The organism is Pseudomonas fluorescens, assembly GCF_005938625.1.
Taxonomy (GTDB): Bacteria; Pseudomonadota; Gammaproteobacteria; order Pseudomonadales; family Pseudomonadaceae; genus Aquipseudomonas; species Aquipseudomonas fluorescens_BD.
Genome location: NZ_VCNJ01000013.1, coordinates 113,572 through 134,886, shown reverse-complemented (window position 1 = coordinate 134,886; position 21,315 = coordinate 113,572). Strand labels below are relative to the sequence as shown.

The 21,315-nt window shown below is 59.5% G+C and carries 19 protein-coding genes; 13 read left to right on the top strand and 6 right to left on the bottom strand.

Annotated features, from left to right (window positions below; all coding sequences use genetic code 11):
• Positions 1 to 38: 38 nt before the first annotated feature.
• Entirely contained in the window at positions 39 to 1,358 is a 1,320-nt protein-coding gene (locus FGA82_RS09745) for an LLM class flavin-dependent oxidoreductase (RefSeq protein ID WP_141126927.1), read from the bottom strand.
• Positions 1,359 to 1,360: 2 nt separating this feature from the next.
• Positions 1,361 to 3,586 carry a TonB-dependent receptor gene (locus FGA82_RS09740; protein ID WP_141126926.1) on the bottom strand — a complete coding sequence of 742 codons (2,226 nt, stop codon included), beginning with the start codon at positions 3,584 to 3,586 and terminating at the stop codon, positions 1,361 to 1,363.
• A 205-nt stretch (positions 3,587 to 3,791) separates the two neighbouring features.
• Between FGA82_RS09740 and FGA82_RS09735 the strand changes: the two genes are divergently transcribed.
• Positions 3,792 to 4,829 carry a LacI family DNA-binding transcriptional regulator gene (locus tag FGA82_RS09735; RefSeq protein WP_141126925.1) on the top strand — a complete coding sequence of 346 codons (1,038 nt, stop codon included), beginning with the start codon at positions 3,792 to 3,794 and terminating at the stop codon, positions 4,827 to 4,829.
• Positions 4,830 to 4,834: 5 nt separating this feature from the next.
• On the opposite strand, the gene FGA82_RS09730 is transcribed toward FGA82_RS09735, so the two are convergent.
• The gene (locus FGA82_RS09730) at positions 4,835 to 5,299 is read right to left on the bottom strand and encodes a type II toxin-antitoxin system HicB family antitoxin (RefSeq protein WP_432767139.1); all 465 of its coding nucleotides are present in this window, start codon (positions 5,297 to 5,299) and stop codon (positions 4,835 to 4,837) included.
• Positions 5,296 to 5,478 (bottom strand): type II toxin-antitoxin system HicA family toxin, encoded by a 183-nt coding sequence (locus FGA82_RS09725; protein WP_122597754.1) that lies wholly within the window; start codon positions 5,476 to 5,478, stop codon positions 5,296 to 5,298. Before FGA82_RS09725 ends, FGA82_RS09730 begins: the two co-directional genes overlap by 4 nt.
• Before the next feature lie 396 nt (positions 5,479 to 5,874).
• On the opposite strand from FGA82_RS09725, the gene FGA82_RS09720 reads away from it, so the two are divergent.
• Positions 5,875 to 6,135 (top strand): hypothetical protein, encoded by a 261-nt coding sequence (locus FGA82_RS09720; protein ID WP_141126923.1) that lies wholly within the window; start codon positions 5,875 to 5,877, stop codon positions 6,133 to 6,135.
• A gap of 25 nt (positions 6,136 to 6,160) precedes the next feature.
• Here FGA82_RS09720 and betT read toward each other — a convergent pair whose 3' ends face one another.
• Together betT and epsC are read right to left on the bottom strand one after the other, a co-directional pair.
• The gene (gene betT / locus FGA82_RS09715; protein ID WP_171057266.1) at positions 6,161 to 8,122 is read right to left on the bottom strand and encodes a choline transporter BetT; all 1,962 of its coding nucleotides are present in this window, start codon (positions 8,120 to 8,122) and stop codon (positions 6,161 to 6,163) included.
• A 370-nt stretch (positions 8,123 to 8,492) separates the two neighbouring features.
• Positions 8,493 to 9,419: a serine O-acetyltransferase EpsC gene (epsC, locus tag FGA82_RS09705; protein WP_141126922.1), complete on the bottom strand. Its 927-nt coding sequence runs from the start codon at positions 9,417 to 9,419 to the stop codon at positions 8,493 to 8,495.
• 190 nt (positions 9,420 to 9,609) lie between these two features.
• Between epsC and FGA82_RS09700 the strand changes: the two genes are divergently transcribed.
• The 11 genes from FGA82_RS09700 to FGA82_RS09645 all read left to right on the top strand — a co-directional run bounded on the left by FGA82_RS09700 (position 9,610) and on the right by FGA82_RS09645 (position 21,169).
• Complete coding sequence (locus FGA82_RS09700) at positions 9,610 to 10,614, top strand: D-cysteine desulfhydrase (RefSeq protein WP_141126921.1); 1,005 nt, start codon at positions 9,610 to 9,612, stop codon at positions 10,612 to 10,614.
• A gap of 229 nt (positions 10,615 to 10,843) precedes the next feature.
• Positions 10,844 to 11,644: a cystine ABC transporter substrate-binding protein gene (tcyJ, locus tag FGA82_RS09695; RefSeq protein WP_141126920.1), complete on the top strand. Its 801-nt coding sequence runs from the start codon at positions 10,844 to 10,846 to the stop codon at positions 11,642 to 11,644.
• Between the two features lie 56 nt (positions 11,645 to 11,700).
• Complete coding sequence (gene tcyL / locus FGA82_RS09690) at positions 11,701 to 12,366, top strand: cystine ABC transporter permease (protein ID WP_038360743.1); 666 nt, start codon at positions 11,701 to 11,703, stop codon at positions 12,364 to 12,366.
• A 4-nt stretch (positions 12,367 to 12,370) separates the two neighbouring features.
• The gene (gene tcyN, locus FGA82_RS09685; RefSeq protein ID WP_141126919.1) at positions 12,371 to 13,120 is read left to right on the top strand and encodes an L-cystine ABC transporter ATP-binding protein TcyN; all 750 of its coding nucleotides are present in this window, start codon (positions 12,371 to 12,373) and stop codon (positions 13,118 to 13,120) included.
• A gap of 470 nt (positions 13,121 to 13,590) precedes the next feature.
• Entirely contained in the window at positions 13,591 to 14,355 is a 765-nt protein-coding gene (locus FGA82_RS09680) for a hypothetical protein (protein WP_141126918.1), read from the top strand.
• A 266-nt stretch (positions 14,356 to 14,621) separates the two neighbouring features.
• Positions 14,622 to 15,863 carry an SfnB family sulfur acquisition oxidoreductase gene (locus FGA82_RS09675; RefSeq protein ID WP_141126917.1) on the top strand — a complete coding sequence of 414 codons (1,242 nt, stop codon included), beginning with the start codon at positions 14,622 to 14,624 and terminating at the stop codon, positions 15,861 to 15,863.
• Positions 15,864 to 15,886: 23 nt separating this feature from the next.
• A complete protein-coding gene (locus FGA82_RS09670; RefSeq protein ID WP_141126916.1) occupies positions 15,887 to 17,080 on the top strand; it encodes an SfnB family sulfur acquisition oxidoreductase in 1,194 nt (397 codons plus the stop codon).
• Entirely contained in the window at positions 17,080 to 18,438 is a 1,359-nt protein-coding gene (locus FGA82_RS09665; RefSeq protein ID WP_141126915.1) for an LLM class flavin-dependent oxidoreductase, read from the top strand. Before FGA82_RS09670 ends, FGA82_RS09665 begins: the two co-directional genes overlap by 1 nt.
• 163 nt (positions 18,439 to 18,601) lie before the next feature.
• Positions 18,602 to 19,411, top strand: coding sequence for a MetQ/NlpA family ABC transporter substrate-binding protein (locus tag FGA82_RS09655; protein WP_141126914.1), 810 nt, complete (start codon positions 18,602 to 18,604; stop codon positions 19,409 to 19,411).
• Between the two features lie 2 nt (positions 19,412 to 19,413).
• Positions 19,414 to 20,535: a methionine ABC transporter ATP-binding protein gene (locus tag FGA82_RS09650; protein ID WP_141126913.1), complete on the top strand. Its 1,122-nt coding sequence runs from the start codon at positions 19,414 to 19,416 to the stop codon at positions 20,533 to 20,535.
• The gene (locus FGA82_RS09645) at positions 20,525 to 21,169 is read left to right on the top strand and encodes a methionine ABC transporter permease (RefSeq protein WP_034151854.1); all 645 of its coding nucleotides are present in this window, start codon (positions 20,525 to 20,527) and stop codon (positions 21,167 to 21,169) included. The genes FGA82_RS09650 and FGA82_RS09645 overlap by 11 nt, the downstream gene beginning before the upstream one ends.
• Positions 21,170 to 21,315: the final 146 nt, after the last annotated feature.

Below are 21,315 nucleotides of genomic sequence, written 5' to 3'. Positions count from 1 at the left end.
GCATTTCCCTGTGGGAGCGAGCCTGCTCGCGAAGGGTGCTATACAAATCTGTTGCCGGGGCGAGCCAGGCCAAGGTTCTGGCGCAACGTCCGGCCCTCATACTCCGTTCTGAACAACCCACGCCGTTGCAGTTCCGGGACCACGCCATTGGCGAAGTCTTCGAGCCCGCCCGGCAGGTGCGGCACCAGCACGTTGAAGCCATCCGCCGCGCCTTGTTCGAACCACTCCTGCAAGCGATCAGCGATCTGCTCCGGCGTACCGACCAGGCTGTAATGCCCGCGTCCGCCCGCAATCTTGCGACCGAGTTCGGCGAGGGTCAGCTTCTCGCGCCCGGCCAGTTCCGTCAGCAATTTCTGCCGGCTCTGCTGGCCGCTTTCCGTCAGAGGTAAATCCGGCAACGGCCCGTCCAGCGGGTACTTCGACAAATCGAAGTTGCCCAGCATACGCCCAAGCAAGGCGACGCCAACCTCGGGTTCGACTAATTGCTGAAACGTTTCACATTTTTCCTGCGCCTCGGCTTCGGTGCCGCCGACCACGACAAAAACCCCGGGCATGATTTTCAGCGAATCGGCGCTGCGCCCGTACTTGGGCAAACGCCCCTTGAGATCGGCATAGAACGCTTGCGCACTCGTCAGTGACGTCTGCGCGGTGAACACCACTTCAGCGGTCTGCGCCGCCAGTTCGCGCCCGGTTTCCGAGGAGCCGGCCTGGACAATCACCGGTTGCCCCTGCGGCGACCGCGCAACGTTCAGTGGGCCTTTGACCCGGAAGTGTTCACCGACGTGATCCAGCACATGCAATTTCGCAGGGTCGTAATACGCCCCGCTGGCCTTGTCGCGCACAAACGCATCGTCCTCCCAGCTGTCCCAAAGCCCGGTGACCACCTGATGAAACTCGCGGGCGCGGCTATAGCGTTCGGCGTGGCCGATATGCTCATCGCGGCCGAAATTCAGCGCCTCGGCAGCATTGTCCGAGGTCACCAGATTCCACCCCGCGCGGCCACCCGACAGGTGATCGAGCGAAGCGAATTTGCGCGCCACGTGATACGGCTCGTTGTAACTGGTGGTCGCCGTCGCAATCAGGCCGATGTGCTCGGTCACCGCACTCAGCGCCGAGAGCAATGTCAGCGGCTCAAAGTGATCGGAGCGCGCCATGCGACTGGCGATGTCCTGGGTCGGCGCGGCAACACTGTCGGCGACAAACAACGCATCCAACTTCGCTGCCTCGGCAATCTGCGCCAGCCGCTTGTAATGGGCGAAATCCAGACCGGCATTGGCCGGCACATCCGGATGACGCCACGCCGCCACGTGGTGCCCGGTGGCCATGAGAAACGCGCCGAGTTTCAACTGTCTGCTCATCGTTAAAAATCCTTGCGCAGTTGCACGCCGAAGTAGCGCTCGTCATCCCGTGGCACGGCGCGATAAATGTAGTTGCCGCCGCTGGCGAGCAATGGCGAATAAGACTTGTCGGTGAGGTTCTTGCCCAGCAGCGCCACGCGCCAGCCATTGCTGTAATCGGCCAGGGCGACACTGGCGTTCCACAGACCGTAGGCGCCTTGCTTGGTGTCGACGTTCTGGCTGATGTCGTACTGCACTTCGCTCTGCCAGCTGTAGTCGGTGCCCAGTTCGATATCCAGACCGTTATCCAGCGGGATGGTGTAGTCGGCGCGCACGTAGCTTTTCCAGTCCGGACTGAAAGGCAGCGGTTTGCCGTTGACGTTGCATGACGCCGCCGCGCCCGCCGGGCAGGCGAATTCGTCGATGCGCGCGCGGGTGTAGGCGAGTGCACCGGACAACTTCAACTGCTGGGTCGCTTGCAAGGCGTAGTCGAGTTCGACGCCTTCGGTGCTGACGCTGCCGGCGTTGATCAAACGCGTCACAACCTGGCCGGCAACGGTGTCAAAGAAGTTCGCCTGATAGTTGTCGTAATCGCTGTGGAACACCGCGAGGTTGGTGGTCAGGCGATTGTTCCAGCTCGTCGCTTTGATCCCCGCTTCCCAGGTGTTGGAGGTCTCCGGTTTCAGCGCTTCGGTATCGCGCGGCTGCATGTTGAAGAACACGTTATAGGCCGGGCCTTTGTAGCCGCGCGAATAGGTCAGGTACGTGGTGACCGCATCGCTCAAGTCGTACTGCACACCGAGGCGGCCGGACCAGCCATCTTCGTCGACAGAGCCGGAGCTGCTGGTCGCCGGTTGGATACCGCTGACGGTGGTTGCTGAAGTCGAGACGCGGCGGTGATCGTATTCGAGATCATCGTGGGTGTAGCGCAGGCCGGCGATACCGCGAAAGTCCGAGGTGAAGTTCAGCGTGCTCTCGCCAAACACCGCATAGCTGTCGCTGGTGGTGCTGTAATTGGCGACGCCACGGTCGGTGCGCGTGGTCGTCGTCAGCGTGCGCTGATAGGTCTCGTCGTCCTTGCCGTGCATGTAGAACAGGCCGCCGACGTATTCGAGAAACTCGCCCTTCGGCGAGGCCAGGCGCAGCTCTTGCGAGTATTGATCGAAGGCCAGATCGCCCTTGTCCGCCGTGCCGGGAAACGCTGCGGTCACCGTACCGAGACGGTCGCCGTCCTGATATTGGGTGTTGTCCCAACCACGCCATGCAGTGATCGAGGTCAGGGTGTAATCGCCCAGTTGCCAGTCAAGTTGGCCGGATAGACCTTTGTTGATGTCCTCGACATGACTGTGGGTGTCGGTGTTGATATCGCGATTGTGGCTAGTTGCATTCACCGGGCTCAGCGCGTTGGCGAAGGCCGGGGTGAGCGACTTGCTGACCACACCGTTGGGGCCGTCGTCGTGGGACTGCATGTAGTCGGCAATCAAGGTGAAGGTGACATCGTCATTCGGGGTGAATTCGAGTTTGCCGCGCACGCCGCGATGGTTGTAGCCGTTGACCTCCTGACCGTTGTGTTGGTTGTCGACATTGCCGTCGTAGGTGCCGAACAGCGTGCTGATCGAGCCTTTCAACGTGTCCGGAATCAGGCTGCCGCCAATGCCGAATCGAGTGCGGCTTTCGTTGCCGCTGTAGTACGACTGATCGATATAGCCGTGGGTCTCGGTGGTCGGTGCCTTGCTGGTGATGTTGAGTACGCCGGCCGAGGCGTTCTTGCCGAACAGCGTGCCTTGCGGGCCGCGCAGCACTTCGACGCGCTCCAGATCCAGCAAGTCGAGAGTGGATTGGCCGGGACGCGCATAGACCACGCCATCGATCACCGTCGCCACGGTCGGTTCGACGCCTGGAGAAGTGGAAATAGTGCCGACGCCGCGCACGAACAACGAGGTGTCCTTGTTCGAAGCGCCAGTGCGGAAGTTCAACGACGGCACTTGCTGGACGATACTCGCCACGCCGTTGCGGTTATCCCGCTCAAGCTGTTCGCCGTCGATCACCGAAACCGCGACCGGCACTTTTTGCAGCGACTCTTCGCGGCGCGTGGCAGTGACGGTCACGGATTTGAGTGTCGGCTCCTGATCGCTGCTCTCGGCAGCGAATGCGTTGGGCAACGGCAGCGCAGCCAACCCCGTGAATAACCAGCCGGCGGCGCGAATCGATTGCGCCAGTTTGTGTGTCGCCCCAGGAATGTTGTGCATGTTTGCCCGCTCGAAATTGGCCCTTAACCGCTGCCGTTCTGCGACGACAGCGCCTGTATCAATGTCTTGGGCATTCGCTCGAGCGAGTAGCAGACAATGCGCTTTGTTAGCGCTAACATCACCAGTATTGGCAACCTGCACATAGAGCGTCCAATACTGAAAAATTACTTTTATATGCGATTTTGTTTTTAAGAAGGATCGAGCCTTGAGCGAAGAAAAGCCCCGCAAACGTCGTGGCGCCGGACGCGTGACCCTGAATGCCGTGGCACGTGAAGCTGGGGTCTCGGCGATTACCGTGTCGCGCTATTTCAATCAACCCGAACAGGTTTCGCCCGAACGCCGCGAACGGATTGCGGCGGTGGTAGCAGAGTTGGGTTATGTACCGAATCTGGTAGCCGGCGGGCTGGCCTCGGCGCGGGGGAAAATCGTCGGCATGGTGATCCCGAACATCTCCGGGCCGATCTTCGCCAACACCATTCAAGGCTTCAGCGACACGCTAAGCCGTTATGGTTATCAGCTGTTGCTGGCGTCGAGTTACTTCAGCACCGAGCAGGAAGAAAATGCGGTGCGCGCGTTTCTCGGCTGGTCGCCGGCGGCACTGGTGCTGACCAGTCACTTTCACAGTGCGGGCACGGAAAAGATGATCGCCGAGGCCGATGTGCCGGTGATCGAGACGTGGGATTACCAGCCGGAACGGGAGCCGATGCAGATCGGTTTTTCGCATTTCGAGGTGGGCGTGACAGCCGCCAGATATCTGCTGGGAAAAGGCTACCGACGCATTGCCTTCGTCCAGAACAGCGCTGCGGGCGACTTCAGCGCACTGGAACGCCGCGACGGTTACGCGGCGACCTTGCGCGAATCCGGCCTGGAACCTTGGGTCTTCGCCCCCGACGCCGATCGCGCGCCATTCGAGGCCGGCAAACAGGCGATGGACGCCCTGATGAGCGTCTCACCGCGCCCAGACGCGATCATCTTCGCCAACGACAACCTCGCCGCTGGCGGCTTGCTTGCCGGGCAACGCGCGGGTTTGAAAATCCCCGAAGACTGCGCCGTTCTTGGCTTCGGCGACTACCCCTTCGCCGATATGCTCCTGCCCAGCCTGAGCACCATCAAACCACCGGCGCTGGAGATTGGCGTACTGGCCGCAACGCGCGTTTTGGAAAGTCTCGGTGTATTACCAAGCGACGAGGTGCAACGATTGAATCTGTTGCAGTGCCAAGTCATCGAACGCGAAAGCACCTGACTTCGCTAAACCGACAATTCGCGCAAGGCGGCTGCCGCGAGGAAACCGGAGCGGGAGCTATAGCGTTGGTCACGTCGGACAGTTTGGTCGATGCGCTCAAGCAACTGCTCAGGCAGCGTGGCATTGAACCGCACTGACTTACCGAAATACGGGGTGATATCAAAATCGACCACACCCCAGATCCCTCCCGCGTAATCCGGGTTATCGAGATGAGCATCAATCTCCCGCACTTGAGGCAACGGCGCGCCGTCGGCGACCAAGCCTTCATAATGAAGCGCCAAAGCTTCCTGAGTATTCTCAAACGCCTCGGCGACCGTAGTGCCCGCAGAGAAGCAGCCCGGTACATCCGGGATGATCACGCCGTAGTCTGAGTCGGCATCCTTGTGCAGAACGACCGGGAATTTCATGTGAGTGAGTCCTTCCTCTGACAGGCCCTTAAAACGGCCTTCGTTTCCAATAACGGGCCTCATTTCAAGCCCGCCTGTTTCAAAATGCTGTTGATCGTGCCCTTGGGCAGATCGGAGTCGGGGTGTTTGATCGTCACCCTTCCCTGCTTGAATGGATGCTTGTACTGGTGGTGACTGCCTTTCACCGCCACCAAATACCACCCATCGTCCTCGATCATCCTGATCATTTCCCGACTGCGCATTTCCTTTGCCCTGTTCGACCGCTAGAGCTGTTTACTCTAGGGGACGCAGGCAATCTTTATACACACGATACACACCTGGATAAACAATAGCTCATTGAGCAAAAGCTCGGGTATGGGGGAGATCAATGGCAGGCGCGGGCAAGCAAGCAAAACACGTCGCCGACCGAACTCTGTGCAGGAGTCGCAAAATGTGTCCAGTAGAGAAGCAGGACGGGCAGTAGCGGGGGCGGGATTGGCTATGCTCTAACTGACACCGAGGTGGCCCCATCGCGGGCAAGCCCACTCCCACAGGGTTCTGCGTCGTTCACAAATTTTGTGTCCAACCCCGAAACCTGTGGGAGCGGGCTTGCCCGCGATGGCGGCCGATCAGGCACCGCACATCCCGCAGGCACCACAATGCACACCGCCATCATCATTTTCTTCGGCCTGGTCCTGCTTGCCCTGATGCTCTACATCGGCGAGCGCATCGGCTTCAGTCGCCAGACCATGGCCTACGGCTTCGCCGCCCTGTGGTTGGCGTTGACGGTGATTAATGGCACGGTGGGTGTGGTGCATGCGAAGCAACCGCTGGGTTCGGAAATAGCGATTGGCAGTGCGGTGTTCGGCGTGCCGATGGCGGCGATGGTGTTATTCATGGTGCTGAGCGCCGAGTCATAAAAACGTCCCGACGCTCAGCTCCGGATCAACGCACCAGATGCAGGAACTGCATGTGGCGTTCGTACTGGTCGAGGATGTCGTTGATGATCTGCTCTTTGGTGTAGCCGACCAGATCGTAGTCCTGACTGCCCTCGCTCAAATGCACTTCGGCGCGGTAGTAGCGGCGATTGTTGAGCTGCTTCGAGCCCATCCCGCCACGCGCGAACGACGGCGTGAAATAGCCGCGCATTTGCACCTGATAGATGAACGGATGCGCATCACCGTGGCCGATTTCGAGGCTGACGCTGTCATTCGCCGGATCCGGCTGGGTGACCACGTTCAGACCTTTCTCGACGAACACCGCCGTCACTTCTTCAATCGCCGGACGCACCGTGGTGTCCATGAAACGGTACACCTCGTCGCGCGACGGGAAGTGCACAGCCTGACTCAGGCGTTGGCGCCAGCCACCGGTGCCGCGCCGCGAACCGGAGACCGGTGCCAGCGAATGCAACTGCGCGATCTGTTTCTGCGACTCCAAGTAGAACGCCTTGTGCAGGCCCCACATCATCAGCAACAGAATCAGCGAGAACGGCAACGAAGTCAGCACTACCGCTGACTTCAGCGCATCGATGCTGCCGGAGAACAGCAGCGCACTGGTGATCAACGCCGTCATCGCGCCCCAGAACACCCGCAGCCATTTCGGCCCGTCTTCGTCCGGGCTACCGCCCTTGGCCGACAGGGTCGAGAGCACAACGGTGCCGGAATCGGCTGAGGTGACGAAGAACACGAAGCTGATAAACACCGTCACGGCGATGACGGTTTTGCTCCATGGGTAGGTTTCCAGCAGCAGGTAAATGCTCATCGACGGGTTGTCGAGGGCCGACATGCCCAGCGCGCTCATGCCGTGGTTGAGTACCTGATCGATTGCGCTGTTGCCGAAGATCGACATCCACGCGAGGGTGAAACCGAGCGGAATCAACAGCACGCCGAAAACGAATTCGCGGATGGTCCGGCCACGGGAAATCCGGGCGATGAACAGGCCCACGAACGGCGACCATGCAATCCACCAGGCCCAGTAGAACACCGTCCAGCCGCCGAGCCAGTCGCTCGGCTTGTCGTAGGCGTAGAGGTCGAAACTCTTCATCGGCAAGGCGCCGAGGTAGTCGCCGATGTTCTGGATCAAGGTGTTGAGCAGGTGCTGGGTAGGCCCGGCGAACAACACAAACAGCAGCAGCGCACAGGCCAGCAGCATGTTGATGTCGGACATCACCCGCACGCCTTTATCGACGCCGGAGACTGCCACGATGATCGCCGCGCCCATCATCAGCGTGATCAGGCCGACCTGAATCCACTGGGTGTGAGCGATGCCGAACAGGTAGTCAAGACCGGAGTTGAGGTGCAGCACCCCAAAACCCATGTCGGCACCCAGACCGAACACCGTGGCGATGATGCCGAAACCGTCCACCGCGTAACCGATGGGGCCATTGATGCGTTTGCCAATCAGCGGATACAGCGCCGAGCGTAGGGCCAGTGGCAGGTTGTGGCGGTAGGCGAAATACGCCAGCGCCATGCCGACGAAGGCGAACACACCCCAGCCATGCAGGCCCCAGTGCAGAAACAGAATCTGCATCGCCTGACGCGCCGCATCCGCCGTGCCCGCCTCGCCTTGCGGCGGCTGGAGCATGTGGGTCAGCGGCTCAGAGACGCAGAAGAAAAACAGCGTGATGCTGATCCCGGCAGCGAACAGCATGCCGGCCCAGGACAGGTAACTGAATTCGGGCTCGTCGTGGTCGGCACCGAGTTTTATCTTGCCGTAGCCGGATAAGGCGGTGACCACCACGAAGACCAGATACAGGGTCATCGCGAGCATGTAGTACCAGCCGACCGTATTGGCCGCCCAGTTTTGCGCTTCCAGCAGCCAGGCGCCGGCCTGCTCAGGCATGGCGATAACAACGAGACCAAACAGCAGAATGACCGTCGCGGCGAAGTAGAACACCGGCGGGTTCATGCGTACCAGACCGCTGGCGGGGGTGGACGATGCACTCATGAAACGTGCACCTCGAGGGGTTGAAACGTGGCTGAAATGATCGGACTCAGCAAAGGCAAGCCTCCTGTTGTGAGCGGGCAGCGAACCACCGGTTTAACTTGAATGAACGTTCAAGTTAAACATGGATAGGGTGGTAAGGACTAATCGCAGGGCTGGGCGGTAGTTTTCCTACAGTAGCCCAAGGAGGTGTATGACGCGGGTTTGGAGGAATTCGTTCAACAGCAACATGGCCTTATGCCCATACCTGTAGGAGCTGCCGAAGGCTGCGATCTTTTGATCTTGTTTTTGTAGATCAAAAGATCGCAGCCTTCGGCAGCTCCTACATGGGGTCTTACTTTTGCGTGCCGTCATCGTGCTGCAGGTTGGCCTGGGTCAGATTGCATCCCGCCGGTACGCTGCGCGTCAGCCACACGTTGCCGCCAATGGTCGAACCCTTGCCAATGGTAATCCGTCCGAGAATCGTCGCCCCGGCGTAAATCACCACATCATCTTCCACGATCGGATGGCGCGGATGGCCCTTCTGCAACTGACCGTCTTCATCTGCCGGGAAGCGTTTGGCGCCCAACGTCACCGCTTGATAAATCCGCACGCGCTCGCCAATGATCGCGGTCTCGCCAATCACCACACCCGTGCCGTGATCGATAAAGAAGCTGCGGCCAATCTGCGCACCCGGATGGATATCGATGCCGGTCGCCGAATGGGCGATTTCCGCGCTGATCCGCGCCAGCAGCGGCAGCCCGGCACGATACAAATGGTGGGCGAGACGATGGTGAATCACCGCCAGAATTCCCGGGTAGCACAGCAGAACTTCATCGACACTGCGCGCGGCTGGATCACCGTGATAAGCGGCCAGCACATCGGTGTCGAGCAGCGTGCGCAAGCCCGGCAAGGCCAGGGCAAAGTCCTGAATAATCTGAATCGCACGGGCCTCGACTTCGGTATCAGCCTGCGCGCTATGACGGGCGACGTAACGCAGTTCCAGGCGGGTCTGCGCCAATAACGCATTTAGCGCCACATCGAGGGTGTGGCCGACGTAGAAATCTTCACTCTCTTCGCGCAGATCCACCGGCCCCAAACGCATCGGGAACAACGCCCCACACAGTGCTTCGAGAATCTCCGCCATCGCAGCCCGCGATGGCAACTCGCGACCACCCTGCTCGCCGGACGCCCGGCCGTTCTGTGCCCGCCACTGATCCCGCGCGCTGCGCAGTTGACTAACGATGGTCTGCAATTGCCAATGGCTGGAACGCTCGCTCACGGTAAAGACTCCTCACGGGCGGCCGGACTGTCTGGCCGCGTCAACGGCGACTACTTTACGGCAAGGTCAGGAGAGCGAATTAAGAACCGATAGTGCTGGGCTCAGTCGATTTAGCTATAAGCGATTGGCGGTTGCCCCTGCAAAAGCGCGTGCCTATAGTCCTTTCATCTTTCTCCGCCAGTACGGACTCATGTTTAAACAACCGATCAAACAACAGCTGGATCGCTTTAACCGCCTCGACCTGCTTGGCCACCCGACGCCACTGGAAAAACTCGAACGCCTTTCCGCATGGCTCGGTCGCGAGGTGTATATCAAGCGCGATGACCTGACGCCACTGGCCATGGGCGGCAACAAATTGCGCAAACTTGAATACCTCGCCGCCGACGCCTTGGCGCAAGGCGCCGACACGCTGATCACCGCCGGTGCGTTGCAATCGAACCACGTTCGTCAGACCGCCGCACTGGCCGCCAAACTGGGCCTGGGCTGCGTGGCGCTGCTGGAAAATCCACTGGGCACCGATGACATCAATTACACCGGCAACGGCAATCGCTTGCTGCTGGATCTGTTCGACACCAAGGTCGAGCTGGTCGACAACCTCGACAACGCCGACGAACAACTCGCCGCCCTCGCCGTACGACTGCGCAGCAACGGCAAGAAGCCGTATCTGGTGCCGATCGGTGGTTCGAATGCGCTCGGTGCGCTGGGCTACGTGCGCGCCGGCCTGGAACTGGCTGAGCAGATCAAGGACACCGGTGTGGATTTCGCCGCTGTGGTTCTAGCCTCCGGCAGCGCCGGAACTCACAGTGGTCTGGGCTTGGCCCTGGCTGAAGTGCTGCCACAATTGCCGGTGATCGGCGTGACGGTTTCGCGCAGTGAAGAAGATCAGCGGCCGAAGGTACAGGGCCTGGCGGAACGCACGGCAGATCTGCTTGGCGTCGAACTGCCGGCCAGTTTCAAGGTCGAGTTGTGGGACGAATACTTTGGCCCGCGTTATGGCGAGCCGAATGCCGGGACGTTGGCGGCGGTGAAATTGCTGGCGAGTCAGGAAGCGGTGTTGCTCGATCCGGTATACACCGGCAAGGCAATGGCGGGCTTGCTCGACGGCATTGGCCGTCAGCGCTTCAACGAAGGCCCGATTATTTTCCTGCACACCGGAGGCGCGCCGGCGTTGTTTGCTTACAAGGATTTCCTGTAACGAGATCGTTCCCACGCTCTGCGTGGGAACGATCCTCATATTCCAATTAAGAATAACATTTCAATTATTAAGTATTTTCAAGTCTAACGAAGACATCTTATAGTCTCGCCGCAGGCGAATTTCGCGAGAGACGCATAAGCTGGTTTAAGGCAGGATAGCGCTGTCGTCGAAATCATAAATTCGCCAACTTTCCTTAAGCGTCTTCCATAAGAAAACACAGGGGCTCGTCATGAATTTTTCCGCACTACGTCGCAATCTGCTGGTGGGTTCGCTGGGCCTGGCGCTGAGCGCCGGTCTGATCGGCCAGGCAGTAGCCGGTGAGCAGCTGCAACAGATCAAGGACAAAGGCGTTCTCAACGTCGGCCTGGAAGGCACTTACCCACCGTTCAGCTTCGTTGATGCCGACGGCAAACTGTCCGGTTTCGAAGTTGAACTCTCTGAAGCGCTGGCGCAAAAACTCGGTGTCAAAGCCAAGATTCAGCCGACCAAGTGGGACGGCATCCTCGCCGCGCTGGAATCCAAGCGCCTGGACGTTGTAGTCAACCAGGTGACCATCTCCGACGAGCGCAAGAAGAAGTATGACTTCTCCGAGCCGTACACCGTTTCCGGTATTCAGGCGCTGGTGCTGAAGAGCAAAGAAGCGGCACTGAACATCAAGACCGCCAATGACCTGTCCGGCAAAAAAGTCGGTGTAGGCTTGGGCACCAACTACGAACAATGGGTTCGCGCCAACGTGCCGGGCGCTGACGTGCGCACCTACGATGATGATCCGACCAAGTTCGCCGACCTGAACAACGGTCGCACCGATGCCATCCTGATCGACCGTCTGGCCGCACTCGAGTACGCTAAGAAAGCGCCAAAAACCGTCGCTGCCGGTGAAGCATTCTCGCGTCAGGAAGCCGGTGTTGCCCTGCGCAAAGGCGAACCTGAACTGCTGGCAGCCGTGAACAAAGCCCTCGACGAACTGCGCGCCGACGGCACTCTTGAGAAGCTGTCGACGAAATACTTCAACGCTGACGTCACTAAATAATGGAGGCTGGATTTCAATTCGGTTTCGGACTGGATTTCCCGCAATTGAGCCAGCAAATCGCCGAAACCACACAGCTGTTGGTGGACTCCGCGCCCTTTCTGCTCAAGGGCGCGTACTTCACGGTAGTCCTCAGCCTCGGCGGGATGTTCTTCGGCCTGTTGCTGGGCTTCGGCCTGGCATTGATGCGCCTGTCGCGCTTCAAATCGGTGAGCTGGCTGGCGCGCGTCTACGTGTCGTTCTTTCGCGGTACGCCGTTACTGGTGCAGCTGTTCGTGATCTATTACGGCTTCCCGCAACTGGGAATCGAGCTTGATCCGCTGCCAGCGGCACTGATCGGCTTCTCGCTGAACATGGCCGCGTACGCCTGTGAAATCCTGCGCGCCGCGATCGGTTCGATCGAGCGTGGCCAGTGGGAAGCCGCTGCGAGCATCGGCATGACCCGCGCGCAGACCCTGCGCCGGGCCATCCTGCCGCAAGCCATGCGCACGGCATTGCCGCCGCTGGGCAACAGTTTCATTTCGCTGGTCAAGGACACGGCACTGGCCGCCACCATTCAGGTGCCGGAACTGTTCCGTCAGGCGCAGTTGATTACCGCCCGGACTTTTGAAGTCTTCACCATGTATCTTGCCGCCGCGCTGATCTACTGGATTCTGGCCACGGTGCTTTCGCACTTCCAGAACAAGTTGGAAGAGCGGGTCAATCGGCATGACCAGGAGTCCTGACCCGATGATTGTCGTGGAAAAACTGACCAAGCAATTCAAGGGTCAAGTCGTGCTCAACGGCATCGATCTAGAGGTCAAGGAAGGCGAGGTCGTTGCAATCATCGGCCCCAGCGGCTCAGGCAAAACGACGTTCCTGCGTTGCCTGAATTTCCTTGAACAACCCACCAGCGGCCGGATCAAGGTCGGCGATATCGAAATCGATACCAGCCGCCCGCTGAACCAGCAACAAGGTCTGGTGCGCAACCTGCGCCAGCACGTTGGCTTCGTGTTTCAGAACTTCAACCTGTTCCCCCATCGCACCGCACTGGAAAACGTCATCGAAGGCCCGATCGTGGTCAAGAAGATACCGCGCGAAGAGGCGGTTGCTCTGGGCAAGAAGCTGCTGGCCAAGGTCGGACTCGCCGGTAAGGAAGATGCTTATCCGCGTCGTCTCTCTGGTGGTCAGCAACAGCGCGTGGCGATAGCCAGAGCGCTGGCGATGGAGCCGGAAGTGATCCTGTTCGACGAACCGACCTCGGCCCTCGACCCGGAACTGGTCGGCGAAGTGCTGGCGACCATTCGTGGTCTCGCCGAAGAGAAGCGCACCATGGTCATCGTCACCCATGAAATGGGTTTTGCCCGTGACGTGGCCAACCGCGTGGTGTTTTTCGACAAAGGCGTGATCGTCGAGCAAGGCGAAGCGAAAGCGTTGTTTGCCAACCCGAAAGAACAACGTACTCAACAGTTTCTCAGCAAGTTCTTGAATCACGTCTGAGAACTTTTATTGCCATACCGGCAACTTCCATGGATGGAAGTTACCGTTATCACACCCCCACCTCATCAACACACTATCCAGACAAAACATATCCGAAGCGGTACAGATATATGTTCTGCAACAGATAATGCCCGCCTCAATCGCGCCCCACCCGACATGACAGCGCTTGAATAAACATGCGAAAAACCCGCCAAAAAGCCCTGAGTTCCGTGGCTCATTTCGCCTGAACACCTAGGCAGATGACCACGACAGCGTAGGAAACTTCTGATTAATTCGTAATTCGCGGATTAACTAATATCGTCTATTGACACCCCATCCCGCACACTCTTATCTAGTCGACAACTGGCACCACTTAGTTCAATCAACCCGTATTCAACTTGAATAAAAGTTCAAAGTTTTATTGCCAGTTATTCACGCCTTTTGTTCTTCCAGAAACGGACTTCGCTGCAAGGCTTCAAGGAGAGAAATCGATGACCCGCACTTCGCATACCCCCGAACTGGCAGCGCCGATCCTGGCGCCAGCGCAAAAAAACGGCATCAACCTGACCGCCGCCGCCCATTTGCTGGTCGAGGTGTCGCCTTACCCCGATATGGATAACGGAGACCTCATCGAGCTGTTCTGGAACAAATGCTATGTCGCCTCCAGGTTACTGACGGCAGAAGACGTCGGCACGGCCATCAGCCTGCGCGTGCCAGAGAGCTTCATCGCCAATGGCACCGCACGCATTCACTATCGGGTGATGCAGATCGGTCAGGGTCCGGCGTTGTCGGCGGCGACGCGAGTGCAGGTCAAACTGGACTGCCCGGGCGGACAACCTTCAGCGCTCAGCGACGACGAAAACCAGCAGTTGGCCCCCGTGACCATCCCCGACCCCATTCGCCGCCAAGGTGTGAATGCGAACCAGATCAAACGCGGTGTGCCGCTGACCATCGAGCCGTACCTGAACATGGCCGAGGACGACGCCATCACCTTGCGCTGGGGCGATGTACGCATGGATCTGGCGCCGATCACCGCAGCGGATATCGGGTCACCGATTCAGGTCTGGGTGCCTCCTTCGGTGATTGTCGAAGCCGGCGAGGATCTGCGCCTGGACGTCACGTATTGCATCCTTGATCGGGTCGGTAACAACTCACGCTGGGCGCCGCCACGTACCTTGAAGATCGGTTGTGTAAATCCTTATCTGAAAGTCCCTCTGAGGCAGGAACTCAAGGCAGCCGAATCGCGCAGGGCCTGATGCGCCTTGCTGGTGAAGGGGGGTGGGCCCCCTCACTTGAAACTCTTAACCAACCCGACCATCACCCCTTCTATACATATTCCTAAAAGTTAGTTTATTTAATATTTATACACGCTTAGGGTATATGAACCGGACCACCGGACATTCTTTCATTCGCCGCACTTTGCGGCGTTTTTCATGAGATGTGAGGTAGGTAGTATGGTCCGGAACACAATCACCCCAGTGCAGATCGCCAGGGCATTGCGTGCAGCCAAGGAGCGGCACTGATGTCCAGTCTGGCAGACGCAAACGTCCAGTCGGATCTGGACATCGCCCCGTTGTTGTTGCCCGCGCAGGTTTTGCGCAACGACGCTCAAGCCATCAAGGCCGCCCATGAACTGGCGCAAGTCGCCCGCGTGCAGGCCGCCAAACGTGACCGTCAGCGCAAGCTGCCGTGGTCGGAAATCGAACAGTTCACCCGCAGCGGATTAGGCAGCATCGCCATCCCGCGTGAATACGGTGGCCCGCAGGTTTCCTTTGTCACTTTGGCCGAGGTGTTCGCGATCATTTCCGCCGCCGATCCGGCGCTGGGGCAGATCCCGCAGAACCAGTTCGGCATCATCAACCTGGTGCTCGGCAGCGCCACCGAGGAGCAGAAAAAGCAGCTGTTCCAAAGTGTTCTGGAAGGCTGGCGCATCGGCAATGCCGGCCCGGAACGCGGCACTAAAAACACCTTGGAGTTGAAAGCGCGGATCACCGCCGACGGCGACGACTACGTGATCAACGGCCAGAAGTTCTATTCCACCGGCGCGCTGTTTGCGCACTGGGTCGCGGTCAAGGCGCTCAACGATGACGGCAAGCAAGTACTGGCCTTCGTCCGTCGCGGCACGCCGGGGCTGCGCATCGTTGATGACTGGTCAGGCTTCGGTCAGCGCACCACCGCCAGCGGCACGATTCTGCTGAACAACGTGCGCGTCGAGTCGAGCCTGGTGGTCGACAATTGGAAGATCAACGAAACCCCGAACACCCAAGGCGCGGTGTCGCAGCTGATTCAAGCGGCCATCGACGCCGGCATCGCCCGTGGCGCCATCGACGACGCCATCGAGTTCGTCAAAACCCGCGCGCGGCCATGGATCGACGCCAAGGTCGAACGAGCCAGCGATGACCTCTACGTGATCGCCGACATCGGCAAACTGAAAATCGAGCTGCACGCCGCCGAAGCGCTGTTGCGCAAGGCTGGCAAAGTCCTGGATCAAGTGCACGCCGCGCCGCTCACTGCCGACTCTGCCGCACGCGCCTCGATTGCCGTGGCCGAAGCGAAGGTGCTGACCACCGAGATTTCTCTACTCGCCAGCGAAAAGCTTTTCGAACTGGCCGGCAGCCGCGCGACCCTCGCCGAATTCAACCTCGACCGCCACTGGCGCAACGCCCGCGTGCACACGCTGCACGACCCGGTGCGCTGGAAATATCACGCGGTCGGCGCCTATCGCCTCAACGGCACTCTACCGGCTCGCCATTCCTGGATCTGACGACCAGACATCTGGAGAAACCTATGACTTTTTCCCATCACGTCGCGGTCATCACCAGCGATGAGCAAGCCCTGATCGTCGCCAGCGACCTGGCCGAAGACTTCAAACGCGACAGCGCCCTGCGCGACCGTGAACGTCGCTTGCCACTGCCGGAACTCGATGTATTTTCCCGCTCCGGTCTATGGGGCATCAGCGTGCCCAAGGAATACGGCGGCGCTGGCGTATCCAACGTAACTCTGGCCCAAGTCATTGCCCTGATCGCTCAGGCTGACGGCTCGCTCGGACAGATTCCGCAGAACCATTTTTACGCACTGGAAGTGCTGCGGGTGAACGGCAGCCACGCACAAAAACAACGGCTGTACGCCGAGGTTCTCGCCGGCCAACGCTTCGGCAATGCCTTGGCAGAACTGGGCACCAAAACGGCCCACGACCGCGTCACCAGCCTCAAGCCCGAAGGTGACGGTTATCGCATCAACGGTCGCAAGTTCTACGCGACCGGGGCGATTTACGCTCAGCGCATTCCGACTTCTGTGGTGGATGAAAACGGCGTACAGCAATTGGCTTTCGTCCCGCGTGACAGCAAAGGCCTGACGGTGATCGACGACTGGAGCGGCTTTGGCCAGCGCACCACCGGTAGCGGTTCGGTGGTATTCGAAGATGTATTCGTTGCCGCCGAAGACGTGCTGCCGTTTCAAAGCGCTTTCGAACGCCCAACCACGGTCGGCCCGTTGGCACAAATCCTTCACGCCGCCATCGACACCGGCATCGCCCGCGCCGCTTACGAAGACGCGCTGCACTTCGTGCGCAGCAAGACCCGCCCATGGATCGATTCCGGCAACGACAAAGCCACCGAAGACCCGCTGACGCTTAAAAGCTTCGGCCACTTGAGCATTCGCCTGCACGCGACCGAAGCCTTGCTTGAACGTGCTGGCGAATTCCTTGATGCCGCGCAGGCTGAAACCAACGCTGACACGGTTGCGGCGGCCTCGATTGCCGTCGCCGAAGCACGGGCGATCAGCACTGAAATCTCTTTGGCCGCCGGCAGCACCCTGTTCGAACTGGCCGGAAGTCAGGCAACCCTGATCGAACACGGCCTCGACCGCCACTGGCGCAACGCCCGCGTGCACACCCTGCACGACCCGGTGCGCTGGAAATATCACGCGGTGGGCAACTACTACCTCAACGATAAAAACCCTCCGTTGCGAGGAACGATCTGATGAGCGCGGCGAAAAAGAAGATCCTGCTCAACGCGTTCAACATGAACTGCATCGGACACATCAACCATGGCCTGTGGACGCATCCGCGTGACACCTCGACGCGCTACAACACAATCGAATACTGGACCGAACTGGCGCAATTGCTGGAGCGCGGGCTGTTCGACGGCTTGTTCATCGCCGACATCGTCGGTGTGTACGACGTCTACCAGAACTCGGTCGACGTGCCGCTGAAAGAGTCGATCCAGCTGCCGGTCAACGATCCGCTGCTGCTGGTTTCAGCCATGGCTGCCGTGACCAAAAATCTCGGTTTCGGTCTGACCGCAAATCTCACTTATGAGCCGCCGTATCTGTTCGCCCGACGCATGTCGACGCTCGATCATTTGAGCCGTGGTCGTGTTGGCTGGAACATCGTCACCGGTTATCTCGACAGCGCCGCGAAAGCCATGGGCCTCAGCGAACAGGTCGAACATGACCGTCGCTACGATCAGGCCGACGAGTACCTGGAAGTGCTCTACAAACTCTGGGAAGGCAGCTGGGAAAACGGCGCGGTGCTCAACGACCGCGAGCAACGGATCTACGCCAACCCGGAGAAAGTGCACAAGGTCGAGCACAAGGGCGAGTTCTATCAGGTCGAGGGTTATCACCTCTGCGAACCGTCGCCACAGCGCACGCCAGTGCTGTTCCAGGCGGGCAGTTCCGATCGCGGTTTGTTGTTTGCCGGGCGTCACGCCGAGTGCGTATTCATCAGCGGTCAGAACAAACCGTCGACCAAAGTTCAGGTCGACAAGGTCCGCGCCAGCGCTGTTGAAGCGGGGCGTAATCCTGAGGACATCAAGGTGTTCATGGGCCTGAATGTGATCGTCGGCGCGACCGAAGAGGCGGCATGGGCCAAACACGCCGAGTACCTGAGTTACGCCAGCGCCGAGGCCGGTGTAGCGCACTTCTCGGCCTCCACCGGCATCGACTTTTCCCAATACGAGATCGATGAACCGATCCAGTACGTGAAGAGCAACGCGATTCAGTCGGCCACCAAAAACCTGCAGAACAACGACTGGACCCGGCGCAAATTGCTCGATCAGCACGCCCTCGGTGGCCGCTACATCACCGTGGTCGGCTCGCCTGAGCAGGTCGCGGATGAGCTGGAATCTTGGATCGCCGAAACCGGCCTCGATGGTTTCAACCTGACCCGGATTGTTACGCCGGAAAGTTACGTCGATTTCATTGAGCTGGTGATTCCCGAGTTGCAGCGGCGCGGGTCGTACAAGACCGCGTACGACAACGGCAGCTTGCGCGAGAAGCTGTTTCACGGAGAGGCGCAGCTACCCGAGCAACACACCGGCTCCCACTATCGCCAATAACTCTTTGTACAGATCGTTCCCACGCTCTGCGTGGGAATGCAGCCCGGGACGCTCCGCGTCCCAACAGCGGACGCAGAGCGTCCATAGAGGCATTCCCACGCAGAGCGTGGGAACGATCTGTACCCGACACCACAAAATTAATGCACTGACTGGAAAAACCATCATGACCAAGAAACGCCTGTCCCACCCAGTCAAAGCACTGGCCCTGGCCCTCGGCCTGTTCAGCTCGGCCGTTTTCGCCGCCGACGCTCCGCTGAAAATCGGCACCACCGCAGCCTTCGCCATCCCGCTGGAAGCCGCTGTAGAAGAAGCCTCCAAACAAGGCCTGAAAGTCGAACTGGTGGAATTTACCGACTGGATCGCACCGAACGTCAGCCTCGCCGCCGGCGACATCGATGTGAACTACTTCCAGCACATCCCGTTCCTGGAAAACGCTAAAGCCGCCGCCGGTTTTGACCTGGTGCCATTCGCCCCGGGGATCATCAACAACGTCGGTCTCTACTCGAAAAAATACAAAAGCTTCGATGAGCTGCCAGAAGGCGCCAGCGTCGCCATCGCCAACGATCCGATCAATAGCGGTCGCGGTTTGCAGCTGCTGGCCAAGGCCGGTTTGATCACCCTGAAACCGGGCGTCGGCTACAAAGCCACCGAAGACGACATCGTCGCCAACCCGAAGAAAATCAAAATCCTGCAAGTCGAAGCGGTGCAACTGGTGCGCGCTTATGACGACGCCGATCTGGTGCAGGGCTACCCGGCCTACATTCGTTTAGCGAAGACTTTCGATGCCGGTTCGGCGCTGCTGTTCGACGGTCTCGACCACAAGGAATACGTGATTCAGTTCGTCATCCAGCCGAAGAGCAAAACCGATCCGCGCCTGATCAAGTTCGTCGACATCTACCAGCATTCGCCGGTCGTTCGCGCGGCGCTGGATAAAGCCCACGGCAAGCTGTATCAAGCCGGTTGGGAAAGCTGAGCATGACGGCCGCGATCCAACGGCGACTGGAGATTCCAGAGCCCCACAATGCTGAAAAAACCGAGCTGCACCCCGAGTTAAATCGCGCCCACGTACGTTTCATCGGCCTGGGTAAAACCTACAACGGCCGGCAAGGCCCGGTCGCGGCGTTGCAGGGCATCGATCTGGCGATTCAGCGCGGCGAAGTGTTCGGCATCATCGGCCGCAGCGGCGCCGGCAAGTCATCGCTGATCCGTACGATCAATCGCCTGGAACAACCGACCTCGGGGCGAGTGCTGATCGATCAGGTCGACATCGGCGAGTTCGATGAAGACCGTCTTGTCGCCCTGCGCCGGCGCATCGGCATGATCTTTCAGCACTTCAATCTGATGTCGGCCAAGACCGTTTGGCAGAACGTCGAACTGCCGCTGAAAGTCGCGGGCGTGCCGAAAGAGCAACGAGAAAAAAAGGTGCGCGAACTGCTCGAACTGGTTGGCCTGCAAGAAAAGCACAAGGCTTATCCGGCGCAGCTTTCCGGTGGGCAGAAACAGCGTGTGGGCATCGCCCGTGCGCTGGTGCATGACCCGGATATTTTGCTCTGCGACGAGGCCACTTCGGCGCTCGACCCGGAGACCACGCAGTCGATCCTCGGCCTGCTGCGCGAGATCAACAAACGCCTGGGCCTGACCATCGTCCTGATCACTCACGAGATGGCCGTGATCCGCGAAATCTGCGACCGCGTCGTCGTGCTGGAGCACGGCTGCATCGTCGAACAAGGCCCAGTGTGGGAAGTGTTCGGCAATCCGCAGCACGAGGTCAGCCAGACCTTGCTCGCGCCGCTGCAACACGCGCTGCCAGAAGAATTGCAGAGCCGTTTGCAGACGCAGCCGCCCTCCTCCAACGCCGCAGTGGTGTTGCGCTTGCAGTTCACCGGCAGCGCCAGCGATGAACCGGATCTGGCGGCACTTTTTACAGCCCTCGGTGGCCGGGTGAAGCTGCTGCAGGGCGGCGTCGAACGGATTCAGGGGCATGCGCTGGGGCAACTGCTGTTGGCCGTCAGCGGCTCATCGTTCAGCGCCGAGCAATTGCGCGAGCGCGCCGCGCAATGGGCGCAACGAGTGGAGGTGTTGGGTTATGTGGTTTGATCGCTTGTTGCAGGGTTTTATCGACACGTTCCTGATGGTCGGCGTGTCGTCGCTGATCGCGTTGCTGGTGGGGATTCCCATGGCGGTGATTCTGGTCACCAGCGACAAGGGTGGGATCTACGAAGCACCGGTGTTGAACCGTGCGTTGGGTGCCTTCGTTAACCTGTTTCGATCGATCCCGTTTCTGATTCTGATGGTCGCGCTGATTCCGTTTACCCGGTTGATTGTCGGCACCACCTACGGTGTCTGGGCTGCGGTTGTGCCGCTGACGATTGCGGCAACACCGTTCTTTGCGCGGATTGCCGAAGTGAGTCTGCGTGAGGTTGATCATGGTCTGATCGAGGCCGCGCAAGCGATGGGTTGCCGACGCTGGCACATCGTCTGGCATGTGCTGTTGCCAGAAGCGCTGCCCGGAATTGTCGGTGGTTTCACCATCACGCTGGTGACGATGATCAACTCGTCGGCCATGGCTGGAGCCATTGGCGCTGGCGGGTTGGGCGACATCGCTTATCGCTACGGCTATCAGCGGTTTGACAGCCAGATCATGCTGACGGTGATTGTGCTGCTGGTGGCGTTGGTGGCGGTAATTCAGTTGGGTGGGGATCGGTTGGCGCGGGGGTTGAACAAGCGCTGAGTCTGGACGAAGTCATGCAGCGTCTTCGAAGACGCTTTCGCGAGCAGGCTCGCTCCCACATTTGGAACGCGATCCTCTGTGGGAGCGAGCCTGCTCGCGAATGGCTGCGCAGCAGCCCCAAACCCGATGGCGTATATTCGGCAAAT